At 60.5% G+C, this 23305-nt stretch carries 24 protein-coding genes; 11 read left to right on the top strand and 13 right to left on the bottom strand.

The genetic code is table 11. From position 1 onward, the window contains the following. Positions 1 to 635: 635 nt before the first annotated feature. The 4 genes from P3T22_RS02115 to P3T22_RS02100 all read left to right on the top strand — a co-directional run bounded on the left by P3T22_RS02115 (position 636) and on the right by P3T22_RS02100 (position 2588). Positions 636 to 791 carry a DUF3309 family protein gene (locus tag P3T22_RS02115; protein WP_082855462.1) on the top strand — a complete coding sequence of 52 codons (156 nt, stop codon included), beginning with the start codon at positions 636 to 638 and terminating at the stop codon, positions 789 to 791. Between the two features lie 136 nt (positions 792 to 927). After that, on the top strand, positions 928 to 1134 hold the full coding sequence (locus tag P3T22_RS02110; RefSeq protein ID WP_429324083.1) for a hypothetical protein: 207 nt from the start codon (positions 928 to 930) through the stop codon (positions 1132 to 1134). A gap of 283 nt (positions 1135 to 1417) precedes the next feature. Beyond that, complete coding sequence (locus P3T22_RS02105) at positions 1418 to 1798, top strand: hypothetical protein (protein WP_429324082.1); 381 nt, start codon at positions 1418 to 1420, stop codon at positions 1796 to 1798. Between the two features lie 316 nt (positions 1799 to 2114). After that, positions 2115 to 2588, top strand: coding sequence for an Lrp/AsnC family transcriptional regulator (locus tag P3T22_RS02100; protein ID WP_063500316.1), 474 nt, complete (start codon positions 2115 to 2117; stop codon positions 2586 to 2588). Between the two features lie 76 nt (positions 2589 to 2664). On the opposite strand, the gene P3T22_RS02095 is transcribed toward P3T22_RS02100, so the two are convergent. From P3T22_RS02095 to P3T22_RS02085, 3 genes are all read right to left on the bottom strand, one after another. Beyond that, on the bottom strand, positions 2665 to 2826 hold the full coding sequence (locus P3T22_RS02095; RefSeq protein ID WP_181448450.1) for a hypothetical protein: 162 nt from the start codon (positions 2824 to 2826) through the stop codon (positions 2665 to 2667). A gap of 148 nt (positions 2827 to 2974) precedes the next feature. Further along, on the bottom strand, positions 2975 to 3892 hold the full coding sequence (locus P3T22_RS02090) for an ATP adenylyltransferase family protein (protein WP_429324081.1): 918 nt from the start codon (positions 3890 to 3892) through the stop codon (positions 2975 to 2977). A 62-nt stretch (positions 3893 to 3954) separates the two neighbouring features. Continuing rightward, positions 3955 to 4440, bottom strand: a complete 486-nt coding sequence (locus P3T22_RS02085) for an adenosine-specific kinase (protein ID WP_063500318.1) — start codon at positions 4438 to 4440, stop codon at positions 3955 to 3957. 294 nt (positions 4441 to 4734) lie between these two features. On the opposite strand from P3T22_RS02085, the gene P3T22_RS02080 reads away from it, so the two are divergent. Continuing rightward, entirely contained in the window at positions 4735 to 4899 is a 165-nt protein-coding gene (locus P3T22_RS02080; protein WP_082855534.1) for an FmdB family zinc ribbon protein, read from the top strand. A 142-nt stretch (positions 4900 to 5041) separates the two neighbouring features. Here the strand turns inward: P3T22_RS02080 and P3T22_RS02075 are convergent, their stop codons facing one another. Further along, a complete protein-coding gene (locus P3T22_RS02075) occupies positions 5042 to 6187 on the bottom strand; it encodes an alpha-hydroxy acid oxidase (protein WP_429324080.1) in 1146 nt (381 codons plus the stop codon). A gap of 378 nt (positions 6188 to 6565) precedes the next feature. Between P3T22_RS02075 and P3T22_RS02070 the strand changes: the two genes are divergently transcribed. From P3T22_RS02070 to P3T22_RS02060, 3 genes are all read left to right on the top strand, one after another. Next, positions 6566 to 6763, top strand: a complete 198-nt coding sequence (locus tag P3T22_RS02070) for a hypothetical protein (RefSeq protein ID WP_429324079.1) — start codon at positions 6566 to 6568, stop codon at positions 6761 to 6763. A 384-nt stretch (positions 6764 to 7147) separates the two neighbouring features. Continuing rightward, complete coding sequence (locus tag P3T22_RS02065) at positions 7148 to 8557, top strand: MFS transporter (protein ID WP_063500319.1); 1410 nt, start codon at positions 7148 to 7150, stop codon at positions 8555 to 8557. 230 nt (positions 8558 to 8787) lie between these two features. Further along, complete coding sequence (locus P3T22_RS02060) at positions 8788 to 9534, top strand: glucose 1-dehydrogenase (protein WP_063500888.1); 747 nt, start codon at positions 8788 to 8790, stop codon at positions 9532 to 9534. 225 nt (positions 9535 to 9759) lie between these two features. Here the strand turns inward: P3T22_RS02060 and P3T22_RS02055 are convergent, their stop codons facing one another. The 6 genes from P3T22_RS02055 to P3T22_RS02030 form a co-directional block, all read right to left on the bottom strand. After that, a complete protein-coding gene (locus P3T22_RS02055; RefSeq protein ID WP_063500321.1) occupies positions 9760 to 10995 on the bottom strand; it encodes a YbfB/YjiJ family MFS transporter in 1236 nt (411 codons plus the stop codon). Positions 10996 to 11135: 140 nt separating this feature from the next. Then, positions 11136 to 11837, bottom strand: coding sequence for a 4'-phosphopantetheinyl transferase family protein (locus tag P3T22_RS02050; RefSeq protein ID WP_429324078.1), 702 nt, complete (start codon positions 11835 to 11837; stop codon positions 11136 to 11138). Positions 11838 to 11920: 83 nt separating this feature from the next. Continuing rightward, a complete protein-coding gene (locus P3T22_RS02045; RefSeq protein WP_063500323.1) occupies positions 11921 to 13249 on the bottom strand; it encodes an MFS transporter in 1329 nt (442 codons plus the stop codon). Positions 13250 to 13324: 75 nt separating this feature from the next. Next, complete coding sequence (locus P3T22_RS02040; RefSeq protein WP_063500324.1) at positions 13325 to 13570, bottom strand: DUF2783 domain-containing protein; 246 nt, start codon at positions 13568 to 13570, stop codon at positions 13325 to 13327. Between the two features lie 139 nt (positions 13571 to 13709). Then, positions 13710 to 15419, bottom strand: coding sequence for an FAD-dependent oxidoreductase (locus tag P3T22_RS02035; protein WP_429324077.1), 1710 nt, complete (start codon positions 15417 to 15419; stop codon positions 13710 to 13712). A gap of 58 nt (positions 15420 to 15477) precedes the next feature. Beyond that, a complete protein-coding gene (locus tag P3T22_RS02030; protein WP_063500326.1) occupies positions 15478 to 16437 on the bottom strand; it encodes an MBL fold metallo-hydrolase in 960 nt (319 codons plus the stop codon). 286 nt (positions 16438 to 16723) lie between these two features. Between P3T22_RS02030 and P3T22_RS02025 the strand changes: the two genes are divergently transcribed. The 3 genes from P3T22_RS02025 to P3T22_RS02015 all read left to right on the top strand — a co-directional run bounded on the left by P3T22_RS02025 (position 16724) and on the right by P3T22_RS02015 (position 20283). After that, positions 16724 to 17581: an IclR family transcriptional regulator gene (locus tag P3T22_RS02025; protein ID WP_429324076.1), complete on the top strand. Its 858-nt coding sequence runs from the start codon at positions 16724 to 16726 to the stop codon at positions 17579 to 17581. Between the two features lie 92 nt (positions 17582 to 17673). After that, positions 17674 to 18522 (top strand): IclR family transcriptional regulator, encoded by an 849-nt coding sequence (locus P3T22_RS02020; protein ID WP_429324167.1) that lies wholly within the window; start codon positions 17674 to 17676, stop codon positions 18520 to 18522. Between the two features lie 222 nt (positions 18523 to 18744). Beyond that, positions 18745 to 20283: a Fic family protein gene (locus tag P3T22_RS02015; RefSeq protein ID WP_063500328.1), complete on the top strand. Its 1539-nt coding sequence runs from the start codon at positions 18745 to 18747 to the stop codon at positions 20281 to 20283. Between the two features lie 76 nt (positions 20284 to 20359). Here the strand turns inward: P3T22_RS02015 and P3T22_RS02010 are convergent, their stop codons facing one another. The 3 genes from P3T22_RS02010 to P3T22_RS02000 form a co-directional block, all read right to left on the bottom strand. Beyond that, on the bottom strand, positions 20360 to 21223 hold the full coding sequence (locus P3T22_RS02010) for a MurR/RpiR family transcriptional regulator (RefSeq protein ID WP_063500329.1): 864 nt from the start codon (positions 21221 to 21223) through the stop codon (positions 20360 to 20362). Between the two features lie 84 nt (positions 21224 to 21307). Next, on the bottom strand, positions 21308 to 22390 hold the full coding sequence (locus P3T22_RS02005; RefSeq protein ID WP_429324075.1) for an ABC transporter ATP-binding protein: 1083 nt from the start codon (positions 22388 to 22390) through the stop codon (positions 21308 to 21310). Positions 22391 to 22496: 106 nt separating this feature from the next. Further along, the gene (locus P3T22_RS02000) at positions 22497 to 23270 is read right to left on the bottom strand and encodes an SDR family oxidoreductase (RefSeq protein ID WP_429324074.1); all 774 of its coding nucleotides are present in this window, start codon (positions 23268 to 23270) and stop codon (positions 22497 to 22499) included. Positions 23271 to 23305 lie beyond the last annotated feature (35 nt).

Below are 23305 nucleotides of genomic sequence, written 5' to 3'. Positions count from 1 at the left end.
CCGCGACGAGATCGGAACAAAAAGATCACACCGCTTGTGCGTTGAGGACACCGACCTGATACCCCCGACCAGGCCAGTCGTTGACTCGAACTTCACCACCACTTACTGCTTGTGTTGTCTGTGTCTTGCACCGCACACCCTTTAAAGCAGCAACCGTGCCAATTGCTATATCTCTTTCACAGTTGCCTCGGTGATATCGGGCAAACCCTTGTCGGACATACATTTTTCTCCGGCGCTGCCAACCCGAAAACCGGCAAATAAAATGCAAAACCGTGTTCGGTAACGCGCCCGTTACGTAACGTGGCCCGTAACGGCCCCGTTCGATCAAGCGACGGAAGTGGGGAAATGCGGCGCTGTAAAAGTCTGAAGAGATCCGTGTGGAGCAGCGCCTTACGGCAGCAGGAGCAAGTCTCGGGATATGGCTCGATCCGCCTCACCTCGCGATGAATCGGAACAGCGCCTCGCATGGACGTGGATGGTCGTTTTAAAAAAATTCACGCCCGGACTTTCCCCTTTGGGCACATGGCTTGCTGAACCCGAGACATCGGCACTGCTTTTTCGCGAGCTCGCCCAACCGCGCGCTGCATGGCTATCGTGACAGGCATGTCCTATCAACCCAAGCGGAGGTTATTAATATGTTGGGAACTATTCTTCTGATCGTGCTGATCCTTCTTCTCATCGGTGCGTTTCCGACGTGGCCGCATAGCCGTTCATGGGGTTATGGACCGACCGGTGGTCTCGGCATCGTGGTTATCGTCGTGATAGTGCTAGTCGTCGCGGGCGTGATATAGCCGAATTGAAGTACTCTGGTCAGCAATCCAAACCAAGAAGGCCGCTGGATATCGATGCAGCTCTCTGCATCGATATCCAGCGGCCTTCTTATGTCGACTATTGATACACGTTCACGTTGTCACGCCGGAGAACGCAATGGAAAAGTTACTCGCGCATCTGGTTGCTTTGATCGCAGGCACGAGTCCCGGCAACGGGTATAGCCTTGCGCAAGCGCTGACAAATTCGGGTGCGGCAGTGGGGTGGGCACGCCGGATGCTCAATCACCATCGTATTCAAACTTTGATACGAAAGGAGATCACATCATGCCTTACCTTCTCGGCTGGCTTCTTGGCGTCCCGCTGATCGTACTGGTCATCCTGTACCTGATTTTCCACTAATCCCTTTCCACATAAGCAGTTCACCTGAAGATTATCTCGCGCGGCTCTGCCTGTCCCAGCCGCCGCGCGCCCCGATTTTCCAGCACACCCGATCGAGCCCTCCCACGTCAGCGCAAAATCGCGTACAGGCGCCCATGCCTTTCCACTTGCGCTGAACAAAACGGTGCGTAAAACTAGGCCCCCTAGTCCGAGCAAAATGCCATATCTGCACCCGCACGCACAGACGGCGTACGAGCAAGGAGGGACCGATGGCAAACAACGAATACACACTGTCACATCAGGACGTGGTGAAGGCAGTGATCATTCATCAGAATATTCATGAGGGCTTCTGGACGCTGAACATCAATTTCAACGTCGCCGCTACTCATGGCCCGCGAGTGCCGGACCCCGGTCTCGCCGTGACAATCAAGGGCATCGGCATCAAGCGGGTCTCATCTGGCGACCCCCTCGCCATCGACGCCGCCCTCGTCAATCCACCGGTGCCTGAACATGTTGAAGGCGCAGTACACGCAGCACATATAGCGGCGGACGCGAACGGCGCGCATAAAGGCGGCATGCAATTCTGTCGCGACGTCTATCGCAATGTCGCGGTACAAAGCGCGGTCAGAGCGCGAACCAAACCCGGCTGAACGCAATCCGTCATCTGCCTCGAAAGAAAAATGCCTTCATGCCCGGCGAGCGCGTCTTCCGGCACGGGTAACGCCGGAATTCGCCCGCGTGCCGCCTTCCTGTGAAGGCAGCGAGACACCGGATGGCAGCTTGTGGCCGTGTGAAACCGCAGGCCAGAGGCCGGCGGCCCGGACGGTTGTCCCGGGCATGAATGCACCCTGAAAATATACCCGGGCACCGGCTGGATATGCTTCTTAAAGCGAAGCACCCACCCGCCGACATCGGGACAATCTTCCATTAAAATGGTATTTATCTGAATAAACTTCCGAGAATGCCATGACCACCCGAAATCGCCCACTGGACAACCAGGATCGGAAGATCATGCGCGAACTGCAAAAGAACGCGCGCCTGAGCAACGCCGAACTCGCCGAACTGGTCGGCATGTCGACCACTGCATGCTGGAATCGCACGCGTCAATTGGAAACCGAGGGGTATATCCGCGGCTACGTCGCGTTGCTCGATCAGCAGAAACTCGGCTTCGCCGACGTTGTGCTGCTCGAAGTCACGCTCGACCGTCACGACGACGACGCGCTCGCCCGCTTCGGCGCCGAACTGGCGACGTTGACCGAAGTACTGGAAGCGTATCTGGTATCGGGCGAATACGACTATCTGGTCAAAGTGGCGGTCGACGGTACGGCGGGTTACGAGCGGTTTCTGCGCGAGAAGCTCTATAAGATCGCGGGCATCCGCCATAGCCGCTCGATGTTTGCCCTCCGATGCATGAAGAGCATTCCGTCGATTGCGATCTAGGCGGGTTTGCCGAAGGGAAAAACGGGGCGTTGTCGCCACGCCGGCTTACCGGTCGAGCAACGGAACGCCCACGTCTTCAGTGCTTATGGTGCAGCCAGTCCTTGATCGGATGCGCGTGCAGCCAGCGGGCAACCGGCTGGTCATCCTTGTGTTCCCGCCTGTAGCGTGCTGCTGTAAATATCACGAGGCACAGCACCACCACGATTCCTACTACGAAACTCATCATCGATTGGGTCATGGCAACCTCCTTTGAGGTCAAAACCGTGCCTATATTTTAGGTGACCAGAGAAATAGCAACGACCGTCTTCATTCGTCTATATCCGTTTCATAGGGGTGTTTTTGAAGTCGGCACCCCGAATGCGTTCGAAGACGTCTGACGGGCCCTATTACCCCATGACTGGGGAGACCGCGACTCGTTGCAGCACGGTCATCGGACCGAGCCTCTCGATGGCTTGCATCTGCGCTGCGTCCCGCACGAAGAGCGATCCCGCGAACCCCAGCGCATTCACCGAAATTCCCTCGACACGCTCCGAAGACCGTGGCACGAGCAGCATCCACCGCGGGGTGACAAGCAGGTTGTACGGTGCCGATTGGTGCAGTTCGCCATTCACCTCGCTCGCTCGCAGGCCAACCGCGGCGAGCAACGCGTGGTAGCAATCGAGCGCGGCGTGTGCGGCGTGCGTTGAGCCGGCAGGAGCCGGTTCCAGATGGGCAAACGCGTGCCTGAAAGCCAGACCGGGTATCGTGCCAATCGGGCCGTCCATGCACGCGGATTCAAGAATGGCCTCAACGGGGAGCGGCGGACCTGATTCTCCGAGCGGCAGCGGCACAATCTGCAGATGCTTGTGTTGTTGACTCGCGCCGGCGTCCGCGCCGCCGTTGTAGAAACCAAGGCTATCGAACTCTGCCATGCACGCGATCCATGCAGCAAAGTCCGCGAGATCGAGCAACGTTTCCTGCGATTTGAAGCTGCGGGTGACGATCAGGAGGTGATGGTCGATAACGTTGAACTTGTTGAGCAAAGCGACGTGCGTGTCCGAGATATCGGCCACAAAGAGATCCGGATCATAAGGAAGGAATGGACTGACCGTACTGCACGTCACGGCCTTATCTTTAGACGCCTGTCGCGTTTCCTCCTTGCGAGCGAGACTTGAGACCTGACGGATAAGGAAGCCTATGCCACGGTCTTCGATCAGCACCTGGATTGTCTCTATCGGTCGCAGTGCACCGCAACGCAGCGCATGCTCGGTCTGGCGCAGAATGGCCGGCCATAAGGCGCCGGGCTGGAGATGTGGATGTTCCATGGCTCAGGCAAACCGGCGCGCATGTGGCAAACGCGCATGTCGCGGATTGAACGCAACTGCATCTACGCTTTGTAACCGATAGCCCGTAGCAGATCCTTGCGCCATTGAACGCCCTCCTCGTTTTCCACGCCGAGTGGCGGGAACCCGTCGACCACACCCAGGATACCGCGCCCCTGGTCTGTCTCGGCAACCAGAATCTGCGTGGGATTCGCCGTCGCGCAGAAGATCCGGCATACCTCCGGCACAGCCTTGATCGCGTTCAGAACATTGACCGGGTAAAAGCCATCGCCCAGAAAGATCACGAAGCAGTGGCCTGCAGCGATAGCCATGGCATTCTGGCACGCCAACTCGATCAGGTCGGCGTCGGTGCCAGATCGGCGCACGAGGCGATTACCCGACGCTTCGCAAAAGGCCAAACCAAACTTGATACCCGGAACGGTACCGACCATGGCCTCGTGCAGATCTTCGACAGACTTGATGAAGTGGGTTTGCCCCAAGATGAAGTTCGTCGCTTCGGGTTTGACGATTGTTACCGTAAGCATTTGCATATCGGACCTCGCTCTGTGGTGCCAGGAACACCGGGCGGGAGGCTGCTTTCGTCAGCGGATCGCGGTTCGTCAAGTTTTGCCAGCCGGCGACTGCCTTCCACAATCAAGCCTAGTACGAACCTGCCGTCAGCGGAAGCGCGGGTCGCGGGTGGCGCCGTCGTAGCCAGTGAACATTGGGCGAGATGAGACGTATGACTGCGCGTTTGCTGCACTAGAATGAATTTTCACAGTACTGGACCGTGCTGGCGAGCCGTCTCTGGCCAGCGCCGGCGGAATTCCATGTTGGAGGAGAGCATGCCGACGTATCAATATCGTTGCGAGAAGTGTGGCGAGTTGTTCGAGCACGCTGAACATCTCGCTGAACATCAGGTCGCCCACCCACTTTGCCCGAAGTGCGGAAGCGAGAAGTGTCAGCACGTCCCGACGCCATTTGTCGCCAAGACGTCAAGAAAGAGCTGAGATCTGCTCCGCATCATTTTGCTCATGAGGCGAATGCTCAACTGAGGGCGCGGCCCCTTCGCGTCCGGGCGATGAACGCCCGTTTGATCGGCTACCGCCAGGTATGCCCGCAAACGCCAGGTGTCGCGCCGGGCGTCAGTCTTCACCGCCTGTCAGGCAGCAGGATCCGCTCGTCCACCTGACGGATGTCCGTGTGGCCGCAAAAGGCCATGGTGAGGTCCAGTTCCTTGTGGATGATCTGCAGGCACTGTGCGACACCCGCCTCGCCCATGGCACCCAGGCCATAGAGGAAGCTACGGCCGATCAGCGTGCCTTTCGCGCCGAGCGCAACGGCTTTGAGCACGTCCTGTCCGCTGCGGATGCCGCCATCCATCCACACTTCGATGCGCGAGCCGACCTCGCGTGCGATCTCGGGAAGCGCCGAGATCGAAGAAGGTGCACCGTCGAGTTGACGGCCGCCATGGTTGGAGACGATCAACGCGTCAGCGCCGCTGTCGGCGGCAAGGCGCGCATCTTCGACATCCATGATGCCTTTCAGAATGAGTTTGCCGCCCCACATCTTCTTGACCCACTCGACGTCTGCCCAGCTCAGCGCCGGATCGAACTGCTCGGCGGTCCACGAGCTCAGGGACGACAGATCGCCCACGCCCTTCGCATGACCGACGATGTTGCCGAATGTGCGCCGCCGGGTGCCGAGCATGCCAAGGCACCAGCGCGGCTTGGTCGCGAGGTTGATGAGGTTCGCAGGGCTCAATTTGGGCGGCGCCGACAGCCCGTTCTTGATGTCCTTGTGGCGTTGGCCGAGGATCTGCAGGTCCAGCGTCAGCATCAAGGCACTGCATCGTGCCGCGCGAGCACGCTCGATCAACCGCACAATGAAATCGCGGTCGCGCATCATATAAAGCTGGAACCAGAACGGCTTGGTGGTCTGAGCGGCCACGTCCTCGATCGAGCAGATGCTCATTGTGGACAAGGTAAACGGGACACCGAACTTCTCCGCAGCACGCGCCGCGAGGATTTCACCGTCGGCATGTTGCATGCCGGTCAACCCCGTCGGCGCGATCGCCACGGGCATGGCGGCCTCCTGGCCAATCATGTCCGTGCGCGTGCTGCGGCCCGCCATGTTGACCGCCACTCGCTGGCGCAGCTTCAGGCGATGGAAGTCGCTTTCATTGGCGCGGTAGGTACTTTCGGTCCACGAGCCGCTGTCGGCATAGTCGTAGAACATGCGCGGCACACGCCGCTGAGCAAGCACGCGTAAATCTTCGATGCAGGTGATGACAGGCACGGTTTCTCTCAGCGCAGGGAACAAGCGACGAGTGTACGTTCTTGAGACAGTCGCCCGGTATTCTGGGAATGCCTAGTCTCCTGAGTTGAAAATTCATTGAAGCGTGGCCTGAATGGGGATGTGACGTACCCGATGAACGTCCCGCAGGCCGAGAACAGAAACAAGTCGCGGGAAATTTCAACCATTAGGACGTCACCGCAAACTCGAATCCGTTTCTAATCTTCTTCTCGTGATTTGTATAACGAAACGCTTAAACGATATAAAGCGAAAGATAGTTCATGGCGCAGGCCGGTGCATCGTGGCGTAGGCAAAGCCTCTTCGACGCATAAAGCTTATGTCGATAAGTCACCGCCGGGCGCCAATACTCGGCGAGCAACGATGCCACCAGAACGTTCGCCTCGGGCGCCGACTGGGCCGCTTCGGGCCTTGTCTACGGCACACGCGCAGCGCACGTCGCTCTACGCGGACGGCTTCTACGAAGCCGCGGCAGGCACGGACTCGACGGGCAAGGCCGCTGTTGCCAACTTCAGCGGTTCAACCTACTCGAGCACGCAGTGGCCGCCATCGTTGGCGTGACGCAGCGCTTCTGATCGCGCGTTCATCCCGTCTGTCGCCCTGCGGCCGAACCAGGAGTAAGCGTACCTTCCGTGCAATTTCTGGCGGTTCGATCCAAAAAATCACGGTCAATCAACGACTGACAACTTCTCCGATTGCGTGAAAGCCGTAGGGCCGCCGCGCCGGGGTCGGGCACCTCCTTTCATTCCGCAAGCTCCTCTCATTTCGCTGATGTAGTTGACAAAGTCACAGACCTGTCCGTAACATTAAAATAAAGTACAGGTCTGTCACTTTACCGCAGTGGCCATGCGGATGATCGCGGCGTACTGGTTCGAGGCTTGGAACCGGGCGAGCGCATCGGAAAGATCGTTATGTAGTTCGCCTGACACTCAAGGATTGGAAATAATGAACACGGTGACTAAACTGAGCCTCGATAACGCTCAGGTCCCGAAGACAAAAGGTCGCCTGCTGATTCTGCTGACACTGGCGATCGGCTTCGTCATGGCGATGATCGATGTAACCGCGGTCAACGTCGCTCTGCCGGACATCTCTCTGAATCTGTCGGTTCCGCTAACCGGCCTGGTGTGGGTGGTCGATGGTTACACCCTGACCTTTGCCGCTCTACTGCTAGCTGGCGGAGCGTTAGCCGACCGCCTCGGATCAAAGCGAATCTATCAAGCGGGATTGACAGTCTTTTTGCTGAGTTCCGCCTTATGCGGAATCGCGCCAGGCGGCGGCGTTCTCATCGGCGCGCGCTTGTTACAGGGAGCGGGTGCGGCGATGTTCATGCCGAGCTCGCTCAGCTTGCTCACCCAAACCTTTGAGGATGAACAGGCGCGTATAAAAATGTTTGGCATCTGGTCAGCTATGGTCGGGGCGTCATCGGCCGTCGGACCCCTGATCGGTGGCGTGCTGGTTCATCAGTTCGGCTGGCGCAGCGTATTTTTGATTAATTTACCGATTGGTGTGCTCGGTATTGGACTGACACAATTCTTGATCCCTGCCACGCCCAAACACGAACACCCGCTATCGCTGATCAGCCATGGACTCGCCGTGCTTGCATTGGGCGCATTGAGTTTCTTTCTGATCGAAGGGCCGAATCTCGGCTGGCTTTCTGCGCCTGTGATGTCTGCTGCGGCCATCACTGGCGTGACAGTGATCGCGCTTGTGCAACAGGAGCGTAGGGGCGCCCATCCGCTGCTGCCGCGCGCATTGTTCCAGACCTCCAGTTTTACGGCAATCAATGTCATTGGCTTCCTCTTCAACTTCGGTATGTTTGGGCTGATATTCCTTTTGAGCTTGTATCTACAGCAGGCGCGTGGCGCGGACGCTCTACAGGCCGGCTTACAACTTCTTCCCATAATGATCGGAATTACAGCAGGCAACCTCTCCTCATCTCGCTACTCTGCGCGTTTCGGAATGCCCAAAGTGATTTTCGTTTGCTCTGGCGCCGCAGCGCTAATGGCGCTTACCGTGGCGGCCGGTCAAACGTACATGCCCTATCCGCTATTGCTACTCTGTGTGACTACCATGTCTTCGCTTATCGCTGTTGCTATACCAGCGATGACTACTCTGGCGATGCAGATTGCCGGACGCACCTACGCAAACAGCGCGGCAGCAGCTCTCAATGCGAACCGTCAGATCGGCGCTTTGGTGGGAGTGGCGCTAATGGGAATTATTCTCCACACGGTACCCGGCTGGAACGTTCGGTTGCAGCTGGCGTTTGTCGGTCTCACACTGGCTTTTGGTGCAGTCAGTTTTCTGATCTACCGTTTTGTCGGCGTATTCAAACCCGCCTCACCCGTTGGTGTCTGATTGGGTCGAGTTCAATAGATGATTGCATCAACCCGCTCCGACCTAACATGATGAGTCTGGACCGTGCGACTCCAGATTCGAAGAATCACTGATGACCTGAACGTCCACACAAGGCTGGTCGGCACTTGACAACACACTGCTCGTTGCAGTTCGCCTTGTCGCAATGCAGATGGATCCGCATAATGTTCGACGTTCAGTCCCGCATAAACCCTCTTCAAATGGACACGATCATGAATAAGCTCATAGGTAAGGTGGCCGTCGTAACGGGCGCGTCCAAGGGCATTGGCGCCGCCATTGCCAAGGCACTCGCTGCAGAAGGTGCGTCGGTGGTGGTCAACTATGCCACCAGCAAAGCCGGTGCCGAGACCGTCGTCGCGGCCATCACAGCTGCCAATGGTAAGGCGATCGCCGTGGGCGGTGATGTCTCGAAGGCGGCAGATGCGCAAAGCATTATCGATGCTGCCATCGAGACTTATGGCCGTCTCGATATCCTCGTGAACAATTCGGGAGTCTACGAGTTCGCTCCACTCGAAGAGATCACCGAAGAGCACTTCCATAGGCAGTTCAACATCAACGTACTTGGATTGCTGCTCACGACACAGGCCGCGATAAAGCACCTCGGCGAGGGCGCGAGCATCATCAACATAAGCTCGGTCGTCAGCCGCATTACCCCGGTGGCCAGTGCCGTGTACAGCGGCACCAAAGGCGCGGTCGACGCCATTACCGGGGTGTTGGCGCGTGAACTGGGTCCGAAAAAGATCCGTGTGAACGCTGTCAATCCGGGCGTTATCGTGACCGAAGGCACGCACAGCGCGGGGATTATCGGATCCGCTTTCGACGCGGCCGTGCTCAGCCAGACACCACTCGGCCGTCTGGGCCAGCCTGATGACATCGCGGCCATAGCGGTCTTTCTGGCATCAGACGACGCACGTTGGCTGACCGGCGAGCAACTTCTCGCCAGCGGGGGAATGCGTTAGTCCACTCGACTATCTCTCCTGTGCACCCGACCAGCCAAACATCTCGTTCCGGCTGGTTGGGTTGGAATTCAAGGCAAATCAACAGAATCAGGCCACCTGGTCCATCGCCACGATGGCGCGGCTGCTGAAGGTCTCCACCAGCGGCTTCTACGCATGGCTCGGGCGCAAACCGTCTGCGCGTGCGCGCAGCGATACGGAGTTGCTGTCGCGCATCCAGACATCATGTCAGACTCCGCGTAACGGCTTCTGGCAAACCGCCAGCACCGCGCCCGCCGCCAGCAGCAACGCGGAATAAACCAGCCCGCGCGCGAGACCGGCGCCATCCGAGACCCAGCCGATCACCATCGGCCCGACGATCTGTCCGAACGCAAACACGATCGTGAATGCGCTGATGCCCTTGGCCCAGTGACTCACCGGCAAATTGTGGCGCACGAAAGCTGTGGTCGACGCGACGGCTGAGAGAAACGTCGCGCCAAACAGCACGCCGGAGACAAACGCCACCCACGGTTGCGTGAACAACGCGGGCAGCAGCGTCGCCACCGCGAGCAATGCGTTGAGTATCGCGAGCGCGTGACCACCGCGCATGCGGTCGAGCAGACCGGACCACACGCGCGCCGATACCACGGTCGCCACGCCGAGCAACAGGTAAAAGCCCGTCACCACCGCCGCGCTGATGCCCGCGTTGCGCAGGAGCGCGACGATGAACGTCATGTAGCCGATATAGCCAACGCCGAACAAACCGTAGCCTGCCAGCGCGGGGCTGAAACGCGGCCAACGTGGCGCGTCGGCGATACCGGAAACATGCGCGGCAGAAGACCCGGCGACATGCGCGCTTTCGACTTTCCTCGCGGCGCCGATGGCGATCGCGGCGAACACCACGCATGCCACCGCCAGCGCGAACCACGCAAACTGCCAGCCATGCGCGACGTTGAAAATCGTCAACGGCACCAGCACCGACGAGACCACGATGCCCCAACCGGTCCCGCCGTAATACAAACCGAGCACCAATCCCGCATCGTGCGGTCTCGCCGACGCAAGCCGCGCCGCCAGCACGCCGCCACTGATGAAAATCGCCGCGCTGCTTGCGCCGGTGATCACGCGCAACGCGAGCAGCGAATGCGTGTCGGCAAACAGGCCGCTGATCGCCATCAGAAGCGCAGTGGTCACGCAGCCAGCGCCGAACAGCACACCGGCCGACCAGCGGCGCGCGAGCCGCGGAAAAGCGAGCGCGCCCAGCAGATAGCCCAGCGCATTGGCGGTATTCATCGCGCCAGCTTGAGCGAAGCTCCAGCCGAGGTCGAGTTTCATCGACGGTAACAGCAGCGCGTACGCGAAGCGGGCAAGGCCCAGTGCGATCGCGCTGCCTAAGGACAGACCGGCGGCCAGCATCAAGGTGGGCAGGCGCTGCGCCGCTTCGGTGGACGTGTCGGTCGATGCGGCGTCGAGAGTTTTTGTCGGCATTGGCTAGCGTGGGTAGATAAGGGTGCGGCAAGCTTGCTGCGGCATTTCGCCATCATATCCGGGGGCGCCTTGCGCGGCTGACCGTTAGTTGCGGAACAGGCGCTCATGGCCTGCGGCGGCGCTGCCGAAACCTTGCGTTTTCAACTAGTGCAGAACGTTTTCGTCGACCACGCCACGCATGCGGAATAACCTTCCGGCGCCGAGATCCAGCGCGCAGCGATCTCGCGCATGTCATCCGAAGTCTCATTGCGTAGCGTCACCAGCGTGCTGTCGCGCGGCAGCACCGTCAGATGCTGTAAGCCGCGCGTGATGCCCACGCCCGTCGTTTTGACGAACGCCTCTTTCGCGACCCATGCGTCGTAAAACGCACCGATCTGCTGCGTGATGTCTAGCCGCTCGAGCCACGCCGCTTCGCTTGAATCAAGCGTCGACGATGCGATCGAACGCCAATCGAAGGTATCGCTGTATTGCTCGATATCGACGCCGACGCGTCGGCACGACGACATCGCGATGAGTCCATGCGCGCCCGCATGCGAGACGTTGAAGTCGCATGCATTGGAATCGGCGAGACAGGGACGGTTGTTCGCATCGAGCGTGAAGCGGACAGCGTGCGCCGCAATGCCGAGATAACTTGCGAGTTGCTCGCGCAGCGCCACGCGCACGGACGCGAAACGAAGCGCATCTTCGTGGCGGCGAAAGTTGCCGGCTCTCGCGCGCTCATCATCGCTGAGCGCCGCGAAGACGGCGTTGTCCAGTGAGGTGTCGAAAGCGAAATCGACCCGCCACAACGAAATGTCGGGCGGACCGTCATGGGATAACGCAATAAGTTCGATCGAATACATCGCGAAGGTTCGGACGTTAGACGCGTGGTCGCAAGGGAATACGCGCGACTCTACCCGATATGACGTTCGACCCCGTTCGATCTTTAGATGCGCTTCGCTTCTTTCGGCACGCCAATCAGCAACGCCACACCGCTGACAAACAGCAGCGCGGTCAGCACATACAACGCATTGTCCATGCTGCCGGTGTGCGTCTTGATCAAACCGATCACCCACGGGCTGACAATCCCGCTCGTAATGCCGATACTGCTGATCAGCGCAATGCCGGCCGCCGCCGCGGTGCCGGACAGATAGCCCGACGGCACGGTCCAGAAAATCGGCAACGCGGCGAAGATCAGCACGGCTGCCAGCGAGAGAATCGCGAGCATCGCCGGGAAGCTGCTCAAATGCAGCGTTAGCAGGGAAAGCGCGATGCCGCCGCCGACCGTGCAAACCGCAAAGTGCCGGCGCCGTTCGCCACGGCGATCCGAGTTGCGCGCAATCAGAATCAGGCCCACTGCGCCGACTGCATTCGGAATGACGGTGTACAGGCTGATCGCCAGCACATCGTGAACACCGAAGTCGCGAATCATCAACGGCATCCAGAAGTTCAGCGTCAACGACGCGCAGGTGAGCGAGAAATAGATGAACGCGAACAGATAGACCCGCGGATTGCGCAGCGCCTGCATGACGGAGCGCGATGAATGTGCGTCCGATGAAACACGGCGATCCTCATCGCGTTGCGCAATCAGTTGCGCCTTCTCGGCGGCGTTGAGCCACGTTGCATGTTGCGGACCGTCGACCAGATAAAACGCGGCGAGCAGACCGAGTACGATGGCTGGCGCGCCTTCGATCACGAACATCCACTGCCAGCCGAACAGCCCCATCACGCCGCCCATATCGCGCATGATCCAGCCGGACACCAGGCCGCCGAGCACCCCTGCCACCGCGACGCCCGCGAAGAAAATCGACAGCACGGCGGCGCGCCGCCGCGCCGGGTACCAATAGGTCAGATACAGCACGATGCCGGGGAAGAACCCCGCTTCGAACACACCGAGCATGAACCGCAGCACGTAGAAATGCGGGGGCTTCGACACCAGCATCATGCCGACCGATGCAATGCCCCATAGCAGCATGATCCGCGTGAAGGTGCGGCGTGCGCCGAAGCGCGCCAGCAGCATGTTGCTCGGCACTTCACACAACACATAGCCGATATAAAAGACCGCTGCGCCTAAACCGTACATGGCGTCGCTGAAACCAAGGTCGTGCTTCATCTGCAACTGCGCGAAGCCGATGTTGATGCGGTCGAGAAACGACACCACGTAACACAGGAACAGAAACGGAATGATCCGCATCGAGACCTTGCGATATAACAGGTCGTCTTGCACAGCAGCGGATGCACCCGGCGCGTGCGTGGGGGCGAGGGATTGGCTCATCGGTTATCTCCAAACGTGAGGGTCCAACGGACCCGCTGGGTCCGGCGTCTTGATGCGCCGCGTTTCTGGTTTCTACTAGAACGGCATGCGGCCGCACAGATGCGCCTGTGCGCCCTGCACCGAAGCGTCGGTCACGCCTTCGCGTGCGTGCCGCATCGCTTCGAGCAGCGTCGCGTGATCGCCGATATGGTTGGCGAGCAACAGGATCAGTTGCGCATTGGCCGACTGACTCTGCGCATCATCGAGATCGCGATGCATATCGATCAGCGCCTCGTAGAAATCGTCGGGGCGGGCAAGGTTGGGTTGCGTGTTCAATGCCATGACTGTCTCCTCCTATTTGCTTTTGCCGATGGGCTGCTGGGCTGCGTGTGTCGGCCAGGCTGCATGCACCGCAAATCGTGCGCCTGCCGCGCTCACCACGTTTTGGCCCTGTGCCATCTTCGCTGCGTTTGCCTCGCCCTCAGGCCGCGCCTTCCACGCATAACGCTCGCTTCAACGCACCTTCCACAAAGCTCACGTCGAGTTGCCGCCAGCGCGCGCAGACATGCTGGTCCGGGCGGATCAAATAGAACGTGCCAGCTTTGCCGTCATAACGAGCGGCTGCAAGACTGTCCATGTCGCGCACCACCGTTGCACCCGAAACCGCCGCGACCTGTGCATCACCACTCGTCACCACAACGAGCTTCAGCGGAATCGGCCCGCTTCGCAATGCATCGAACGCAGCTTGCGTCGCCTGATCGATAGCTTGCGAGCCGCAGAACAACACGCCCGTGAATTGCTGGCCGAGTTGCTGTAACAGCCATGCCGGTTGCCCCGCCGCATGAACCGGCGCATCGACGCACGATGCCCCCGGCACCATCAGACCTTCGAAGCTGTCGCTGTCCGATGTATTCAGCGGGGAATCACGCAACACCGCCGGCACCGAGAGGCGGCCGCTATTCGTCAACTGTCGCGCGAACGGGTGATGCCGTGCGAGCTTCAACACAGCATCGCGGAACACGCGGCTAACCGGGCTCTTCGGCGTAATGAAATCGGTCGAGCGCGTGGAGTTGCGAATGTTTTCGTCGGCGGCGAATTCGCGCTCGCTTGCATACGTGTCGAGCAACGCGTCGGAGGCTTTGCCTTCGAGGACCATCGCCAGTTTCCATGCGAGGTTTTCCGCGTCCTGCACGCCGCTATTCGCACCACGCGCGCCGAACGGCGACACGCCATGCGCGGAATCGCCCGCGAACAACACGTTGCCATGCCGGAAGCGTTCCATGCGCAAACACGAAAACGTATAGACGCTGACCCATTCCAGTTCAAACTTCGCGTCCGGTCCAAGCAACGCACGCACGCGCGGGATCACACGGTCCGGCGTTTTTTCCAGCACCGGATCGGCGTCCCAGCCCAACTGGAAATCGATCCGCCACACGTTATCCGGCTGACGATGCAACAGCACCGATTGATTCGGATGGAACGGCGGATCGAACCAGAACCACCGCTCGGTCGGAAACTCCGCTTCCATCTTCACGTCGGCGATCAGGAAGCGGTCTTTAAATGTGACGCCCTTGCTGTCGAGCCCCATCAGATTACGCATCGGACTGCGCGAGCCGTCGGCGGCCACCACATAGCGGCCGCATAACGGGTACTGGCCGTTGGGCGTGTCGACGGTCAGCGTCACGCTGGCGTCTTGCGTACCTGGCGTGCCGTTCTGTTGCACGCCAACCACTTTGCTCTTCCACCGGATCTCGAGATTCGGCATCTCCTGCGCGCGTTCGAGCAGAAAGCCTTCGACGTAGTACTGCTGCAGGTTGATGAACGCGGGCCGGTGGTGGCCCGCCTCCGGCTGCAGATTGAACGTGTACACCAGTTCATCTTTCAGGAACACCTTGCCGACATTCCAGCTGATGCCCTTGTCCACCATCCGCTGCCCGCAGCCGAGCCGATCGAAGATATCGAGCGAACGCTTCGAGAAGCAGATCGCCCGCGAACCGGTGGATAACGAACCATCGTCGTCGACCAGCACAACCGGCACGCCCTGCTGCGCGATATCGATCGCGGTAGCGAGGCCCACCGGTCCCGCGCCGACCACGATCACGGGATAAGTCGTCTGCTCCGCATCGCTTTGCCTGCTTTGTTCGCGGCACGGCTGATACTCGAACGACAGCGTCTGGTAGTTGATGCTCATCTTGTGTCTCCGTCCTTCTCTGCTCTGCTTGACGCGTTCCGGCGTTTCTATGCGCTTATCAGGCTTGCAGCGCGTCCCACATTTCCTTGTCGCGCTGCGCGGTCCAGATGCGTGGATGCGTGATGCCGCTCGCTTCGTCGAAGGCACGCGAGACGTCGAACGGCAGGCAATGCTCGTAGATGAACACGTGGCCGAACTTCGGGTCCATCGCCTTGCGCGTGTGTGTCATTGCGGCCTTCAGATCGAGTTTCTGTTCGACGGCTTCGCGGCCTTGCTGCAGCAGCGTGGTGACGAAGTCCTTCGTGTAATCGAGGCCCTTGTTGACGTCTTCCGGCGTGGTCAAGGCGGGACCGCGGCCCGGCACCAGCTTCTCGGCCTTCAGCGCGCGCAGTGCTTCGAGCGTGGCGGGCCATTGTTCGAGTTGAGCATCGCCGCAATAGCAGGCTGCGTCGTATTCGACCAGGTCGCCGGAGAACAACACCTTCTGCGACGGCAGCCACACCACCGTATCGCCCTTCGTGTGACCCGCGCCCAGATGCGCGATACGCACTTCGAGCTTGCCGAGGAACAGTGTCATTTCTTTTTCGAACACGAGCGTCGGCCACGTCAGGCCCGGCACTGTCTCGACACCGGCGAACAGGCGCGGAAAGCGTTCGATTTCCGACTTCATGTCCGCTTCGCCACGCTCGACGATCATCTCGTACGTGCCGCGGCTCGCAATCACTTCCTGCGCGCCTTCTTCGAAATACGCCGACGCGCCGAGCACGCGCACCGCGTGGTAGTGCGACAGCACGACGTACTTGATCGGTTTGTCGGTGACGCTGCGAATCTTCGCGATGAGGTCCTGTGCCATGGCCGGCGTGGCGGTAGTGTCGACGATCAGCACGCCGTCGTCGCCGATGATCACGCCCGAGTTCGGATCGCCTTCAGCGGTGTACGCGTAAGCGTTCTCGGACAGCTTGGTCCATGTGACTTTCTTGACTTCCAGGTCGGCCTGGGATGCGAATGCCTTTGCCATGTTTGTCTCCCTCAAAAGTTGGACGTGAGGCGAGACGGCCGGCTACGCGCGTTCAGATTTCAGATGCGCGGGCTGACTGTAGTGGAGCTTGTCTCGCCCCGTTTTGACTCTGTGACTGCACCGGTATGTCGGGGTGAATGCATCTTATGGCCGGGCGAGTTTATTTGTCAATAGCGAAATGTATCGCTATATGCAAACTTCAGAACGTCTAAGATAACGACAGGAAGGCGCGGGCGGCAGCGCAGGCTTCGGCTAACATGGACCCTTTTTACGAACGAGCGCGGGTGTGAGCAAAGCAGCAAAACCAGCCACCGGCAAAGGCGCGGGCGGCAGCGAGACGGCAGATGGCGGCAAGACGCAGCGCGGGATTCAGAGCGTCGAGGTCGGCGGCCGCGTGCTTCTGGCGCTTGCGCAGGCGCGCAGTCCGCTCGCGTTGTCCGATCTCGCCACCGCCGCGCAGATTGCGCCGGGGCAGGCGCATGCTTATCTGGTGAGCTTGAGCCGCTTAGGTCTGATCAAACGTGACGAACTGTCGGGCCGCTATGAACCCGGCCCACTGTCGTTGCGGCTTGGATTGATGCATCTGCAGAACCAACCGGCGTTTCGCGCCGCGGTGCCGCGCGTCGCGGCGTTGGCCGAAGCGATTGGGTTCAGCGTCGCGATCTGTATTGCCGGGCCGCAAGGGCCGACCATCGTCCGCTATGAGCATGCGGGCTTTCCATTGCACGTGAATCTGCATGTGGGCACGGTGATGTCGCTGCCGGCCACGTCGACGGGGCGCGTGTTTTGCGCTTATCTGCCCCACGAAACGTTGGAGGGGATGTGGGCGAATCAGTCGGGCTCGTTGGGTAGCGCGATGACGCCACCTGACGCAAGCGCCGCGTTCGAAGCTGCTTTAGACGCAATCCGCGCACGCCGCCTGGAATGCAGCGTCGATGCGCCGAGTCCAGGCATCAGCAGTTTGAGCGCGCCGGTGCTCGATGCGGGCGGCCGCTTGTGCCTGGCGCTGACGGTGATCGGCTCGACCGGCGCGATCGAGGTCGCCGCCGATGGCCCGACGGCCCGCGCGCTGCTTGCCGCTGCTCGTGATATCGGCGCTGAACTTTCGGCAGAGCCTTCCTTGGTAGCTTCTTCTGCATCGTGACCACCTCTCTCGACACCTCTTCCGCGGGCTTTAGCGCTTCTGCCAGTTCCCCCACTTCCGCCGCATCCGCCGAGGCGAAACCGCAGCGCGGTATCCAGTCGCTCGATAGCACCGGCGAGTTGCTTGGTGCGCTGGTTGCCGCTGCGCGGCCGTTGAGCTTGCGCGACCTTGCCGCGGCTGCGGGCATGCCGCCGGCCAAAGCGTTTCCGCATCTGGTGAGTCTGCTCAAGATCGGCTTGCTCAATCGGGATGCTGCCGGTTGTTTCGAAGCCGGGCCGCTCGCACTCGAGCTTGGGTTGATCGGCTTGCAGCGTTTGTCGCCGACGCGGGAAGCCGAGCCGGAGGTGGTCGAACTGGCGGCGTCGACGGGAATGAGTGTCGCGATGGCGGTGCTCGGCCCGCTCGGGCCGACCGTCGTGCGCCTGGAAGAATCGGCGCGGCCGCTGCATGTGAGCCTGCGGGTCGGCACGGTGATGTCGCTGGTGAATACGGCAATCGGCCGGGTGTTTGCTGCGTATGTCGCGGACGATGTGCGCAATGGGCTGTTGGCGCAGGATCATTTGCGGCTGGCAGGGGCTGGAGCGGAGGAGATTTTTGCGGGGGCGGGGGCGGGGGCGGGGGCTGAAAATCCAGGCACGGCCTCAGGTCGCAAAGACACCGCGCCATCGCTACCGCAGCTGACAAAAACCTATGCGCAACGGCTCACGCAAATCCGCGCGGACGGCATCGATACCGCATTGAGCCGGCCGGTGCCTGGCATCGACACCTTGGCCGCGCCGGTGCTGGACCATACCGGCAGCATCTGTCTGGTGCTCGCGTTGATGGGGCCGAGCGGCAGCTTCGATAGCGAGATCGCGGGGGGCCCCGCGCAGACTTTGCGCACCGCAACCCTGAGGTTGTCGCGGCGGTTTGGGTGGATGGCGGTGGCGGGCGAGGCCTGAAAAATGCCTCGACGAGGGCAAAGTAATCGTTTTTTCTGAAAATGGCCGCTTTGTAACCGTTTTGCGAGCCCAGTAATCGAAACGATGCCCGGACGCCGTATAATCGTTTTTTTATAAAATATGTATTTTGTAATCGTTTTGCGAGCCAAGTAATCGAAGCTGCGCGAAACTGAGCGAAACAACCTGTCCTCGCGCGCGTCCCCGCCACCCGGATCGAAAATCATGCCGCATATCGGTTATCAATGGCTATCCAACACGTACGGCGTCGTACCGGTCCACCCGTTCGCCGTTCAGAGCGAAATCGGACGGGTTCGCTCAACGTCCACCGACGGCGATATTCGTCGGGAGGTATATCCCGAGCCCTATCGCCCCACCGCCAGCCTGACCGATAACCTGACGTTCGCCTTCCGGCACGAGGGCATTCATCTGGAATTCCTCGCGCGGCTCTATGCACTGCAGTCGGTACGCGGCGAACTGGAGGCATGGATCGCCCGCGAGCCCACGGGCGCCTATGCGCGCCGTGCCTGCTTCTTCTATGAATGGCTGATGCCGGAGCCCTTGGACGCGCCGGGCGTCTCCCGAGGAAATTATGTCGATGCGTTGAATCCCGAGGACTTCATCGTAGGCACCCCGGTCAACAACCCGCGTTGGCGCGTGCGCGACAACCTGCCGGGCAATCGGGACTTCTGCCCGGTGATTCGACGTGTCGAAGCGGTTCGCCGCGCCGAAGCTTACGACCTTGCCGCACCGCTCGCCGAACTGGAAGCAGACTATGGCATCGATCTGATCATGCGCAGCGCCGTCTGGCTGACGGTCAAAGAGAGCCGCGCGAGCTTTCTGATCGAACATGAGCAGGACAAAGAGGACCGAATCCGCCGTTTCGCTGCGGTCATGGAAAGCGAATGCGGACAGCATGCGAATCCGTTCGACGCTGAAACGCTCGACGTCTTGCAACGCGGCATCCTCGGGCAGTCGGCGCTGCGTTATGGCATCCGCCGCTCACCGGTGTATGTGGGACATGTCGCACGCTATCAACCGGTGGTCGATTACATCGCACCGCATTGGGAACACATCGAAACGATGCTGGCGGGGCTGAGCCGCTTTCTGGAACGCACCGAAGGGGGGGCGTCGATCGTGCGCGCAGCCGCGGCATCGTTCGGCTTTGTCTATGTGCACCCTATGGCCGACGGTAACGGCCGCATATCGCGCTTCCTGATCAACGACATTCTGCGTCGCGACGGCGCAGTATCTGCGCCTATCATCTTGCCGGTGTCCGCTACGATCACTCACAGCACGCGCGATCGCGCCGCTTACGACAAGGTGCTCGAACGTTTTTCGCGCCCGCTGATGAAACACTATGCGGACCGGTACACGTTCGGCAAGACCGAGATCGCGGAAGACGGCGTCGAATACAATCTGCATTTTCAGGCCTATGACGACGCGCTGCCCGCGTGGCGCTACCCCGATCTGACTGCACACGTCATCTATCTTGCCAACGTGATCGACGTGACGCTAACGCACGAAATGCGTACCGAAGCGCGCTTTCTGCACGCCAACGACACAGCACGGCGCGCCATCAAGGAATTTCTCGAAGCACCGGACAACGATCTGGACGGCATCATTCGCAGCGTCCGGCAGAACGGCAACAGCGTATCGAACAGCTTGCGCAAGCGCTATCCGCTGTTTGACGAGCGGCCGGAGCTGAGCGCGCAAATCGTGCAGGCTGTCACCGAAGCATTTTCAGACGAGAACGACCGCTAGGCCCCGCCGTCAAGGCCTCCGCGGCGAGCTTGGATCTGCGTGGCGCACAGGCATCCGCACGCGCATCACGCTCGCTTCAGTCGCCCGCCGCCTCCGGCTCATGTGACGACAAGCGCGCTTTCGCGTGCCGCATCTTTTCAAGCGTCTTGGGCCTCGCCTTCAACGCGACGCCGATCGCCAGCGCATCCATGATGCACAGATGCACGAGCCGCGACACCCCTGGCGTATTCGGATCGATCGGGCTCGGCACGCGCAGCAGCAGCGGAATATCAACAAGCCACGCGAGCCGCGAGCCCACATTAGTCAGCGCAATCGTAGTCGCGCCACGCTCCTTGGCGATCTGAATGCTTTCATTCACTTCGACGCTGCGTCCCGAATGCGAAATCGCAAACGCCACATCACCCGGCTCCATGAGACCCGCGTAAAGCCGTTGCAAATGACCATCGGTAAACGCAGTAGCTGCGATATCCAGCCGCAAAAACCTTAAAGCCGCATCTTGCGCAACGAGTCCCGAGCCCGACCCAACGCCAAAGAAGAAAACCCGCCCCGCGCTCGACAACGCCCCAACCGCACTCTCAAACACTGCCGGATCCAACGCACCACACGCATGCGTAATCCCATCGACAGCGGCCTCCCCCACCTTGTCCATCAACGTCTGAGCATCATCATCACGCGCAACCGCCGTCGACGCATACGGCACTCCGCCCGCCACGCTTTGCGCCAATTGCATCTTGAAGTCGCGCAGACCATGCGCACCGATCGCGCGGCAAAAGCGCGTGACGGAAGGCTCGGACACGTCCGCGCGCTGCGCGAGTTCGGTGATGCTCGCGCGCATCGCAAAGTCGACGTCGCTCAGCACCATCTCGGCGACTTTGCGCTCCGCAGGCCGCAAATTGGCCAGTGCGCCGCGGATGTGGGGAATCAAGTTCGGTGCGGACACCCGGTGTTCCTTAAGGGTTAAATGAATCCGCGTTGCGTCGCAGCTTCAAACAGCTTGAATCAGCCTCAAGCGGCAACACGCGGTTCAGACCAGCCTGCGCCCACTCTCCGTATCGAACAGATGAATATGCTCGGCCGGCAGGCGCAGCGTGACGCGCTGACCGGGCTCGACCTTCGAGCGCTGGCGAGTCGTCACACACCACGTGCTGCCGCCTATTTTCCCGTACAAGTGGGTCTCGGCGCCAGTCGGCTCGACCACTTCGACTTCCATCGTGGCGTCCGGCTTGTCGGCCATCGTTTCAATGTGTTCGGGACGTACACCGAGCGTGACCTTTGCGCCGGCAATGGCGGAAGCAGGCGCGCCCTCCAGCACGATCTCGCCACCGTCCGCGAGTTTCAACGCGAAGCCCTGCCCATCTGCGCGATTCGTCAACACGCCTTCCGCAAAATTCATCGACGGCGAACCGAGGAAGCTGGCGACGAAGAGATTCGCCGGGCGGTCGTACAGGTCGAGCGGACGACCGACCTGCTCGATCCGCCCCGCGTTCATCACGACGATGCGGTCTGCCATTGTCATCGCTTCGATCTGATCGTGCGTGACGTAGATCACCGTATTCTTCAGACGCTGATGCAGCGCCTTGATTTCCGTGCGCATCTGCACGCGCAGTTTGGCGTCGAGATTGGACAGCGGTTCGTCGAACAGAAATAACGACGGCTCGCGCACCACTGCACGGCCCATCGCTACCCGCTGACGTTGACCGCCCGACAGCGCACGCGGCAAGCGGTCCAGATAACCGCCGAGGTTCAGCATCTTCGCGGCGGCTTCGATCCGCGGCTTGAAACTCGCCGACGATTCCTTGCGAATCCGCGGCCCGAACGCGATGTTTTCGTAGACCGACAGATGCGGATAGAGCGCGTAGCTCTGGAACACCATCGAGATATTGCGCTGCTGCGGCGCAAGCGTGTTCGCGCGCGTGCCGCCGATCATCAGATCGCCGCCGCTGATTTCCTCGAGGCCCGCCACCATGCGCATCAGCGTGCTCTTGCCACAACCCGACGGGCCGACCAGCACGACGAACTCGCCGTCGTCGATGTGGAGATCGATGCCGTGCACCACTTGCGTGTCGCCATAGCGTTTGAAGATGCCGCTCAGTTGCACTGCTGCCATGCTGTCCTCATCGTCGTGCTGTCATGCGGACGCGTTGCCTTGCTTCATCGAGCAAGGAACACGCCACGCCATCGGGTCAATGCAGTTCAAAGCGAATCCAATCCGTTCAAAGCGATTCGAGCGTCAGTTCTTCCGCCATCAAACGGTTGCCGGCCATCAGTCCACCGTCGACCGGCAACGCGACGCCGGTAATCACACGTGCCATCGGCGATGCGAGGAACAGCACCGCATCGGCGATGTCGTCCGGCGTCGCAAAGTCGCGCAACGGGTACCACTTCTTCAGATCCTCGAAAACCTGCGGATTCTTGTCGACGCGCGCCTGCCACGCCTGCGTCTTCACCGTGCCCGGACAGACGATGTTCGCGCGAATCCCATAACGGCCAAGCTCGATCGCCAGCGCTTTGGTGTAGCTGATGAGCCCCGCCTTCGCCGCGCTATACGCCGGATGCCCAAGCGCGGCCATGCCGTTCACCGATCCGATCAGGACCAGCACACCGTTCTGCCGTTCGATCATGGACGCGCGCACCGCTTCCACCGTGTGATACGTGCCGTTCAGATTCAGATGGATGTCGCGCTGCCAGCTGGCGGCATCGGTCGTGGCAAGCGTCAGGCCTTTGGCGGCACCCGCGTTGGCGACCAGCACGTCCACCGGACCGCGCTCCATCACGGCTTCGGCAACCGCTTGCCGCACTGCGGCAGCGTCACCGAGGTCGACCGCGATCGGCGTGACATGCGCCTCGCCGAACTGCGCAACCAGTCCGTGAAGCGCGACCGCGTCGATATCGAGCGCCAGCACGGCATCTCCCTGCTCCACAAAGCGCTTGCACAACACGCTGCCGATACCGCCGCAAGCGCCCGTCACCAACACCACACGATTCATGTCCGCCCTCGCTCCTCAACCCTGCTGCAGCACCA

The sequence above is a fragment of the Paraburkholderia sp. GAS348 genome (assembly GCF_050434205.1).
Lineage (GTDB): Bacteria > Pseudomonadota > Gammaproteobacteria > Burkholderiales > Burkholderiaceae > Paraburkholderia.
Note: the sequence above shows the minus strand (reverse complement) of the source record. Positions and strands in the feature narration are given on the sequence as shown.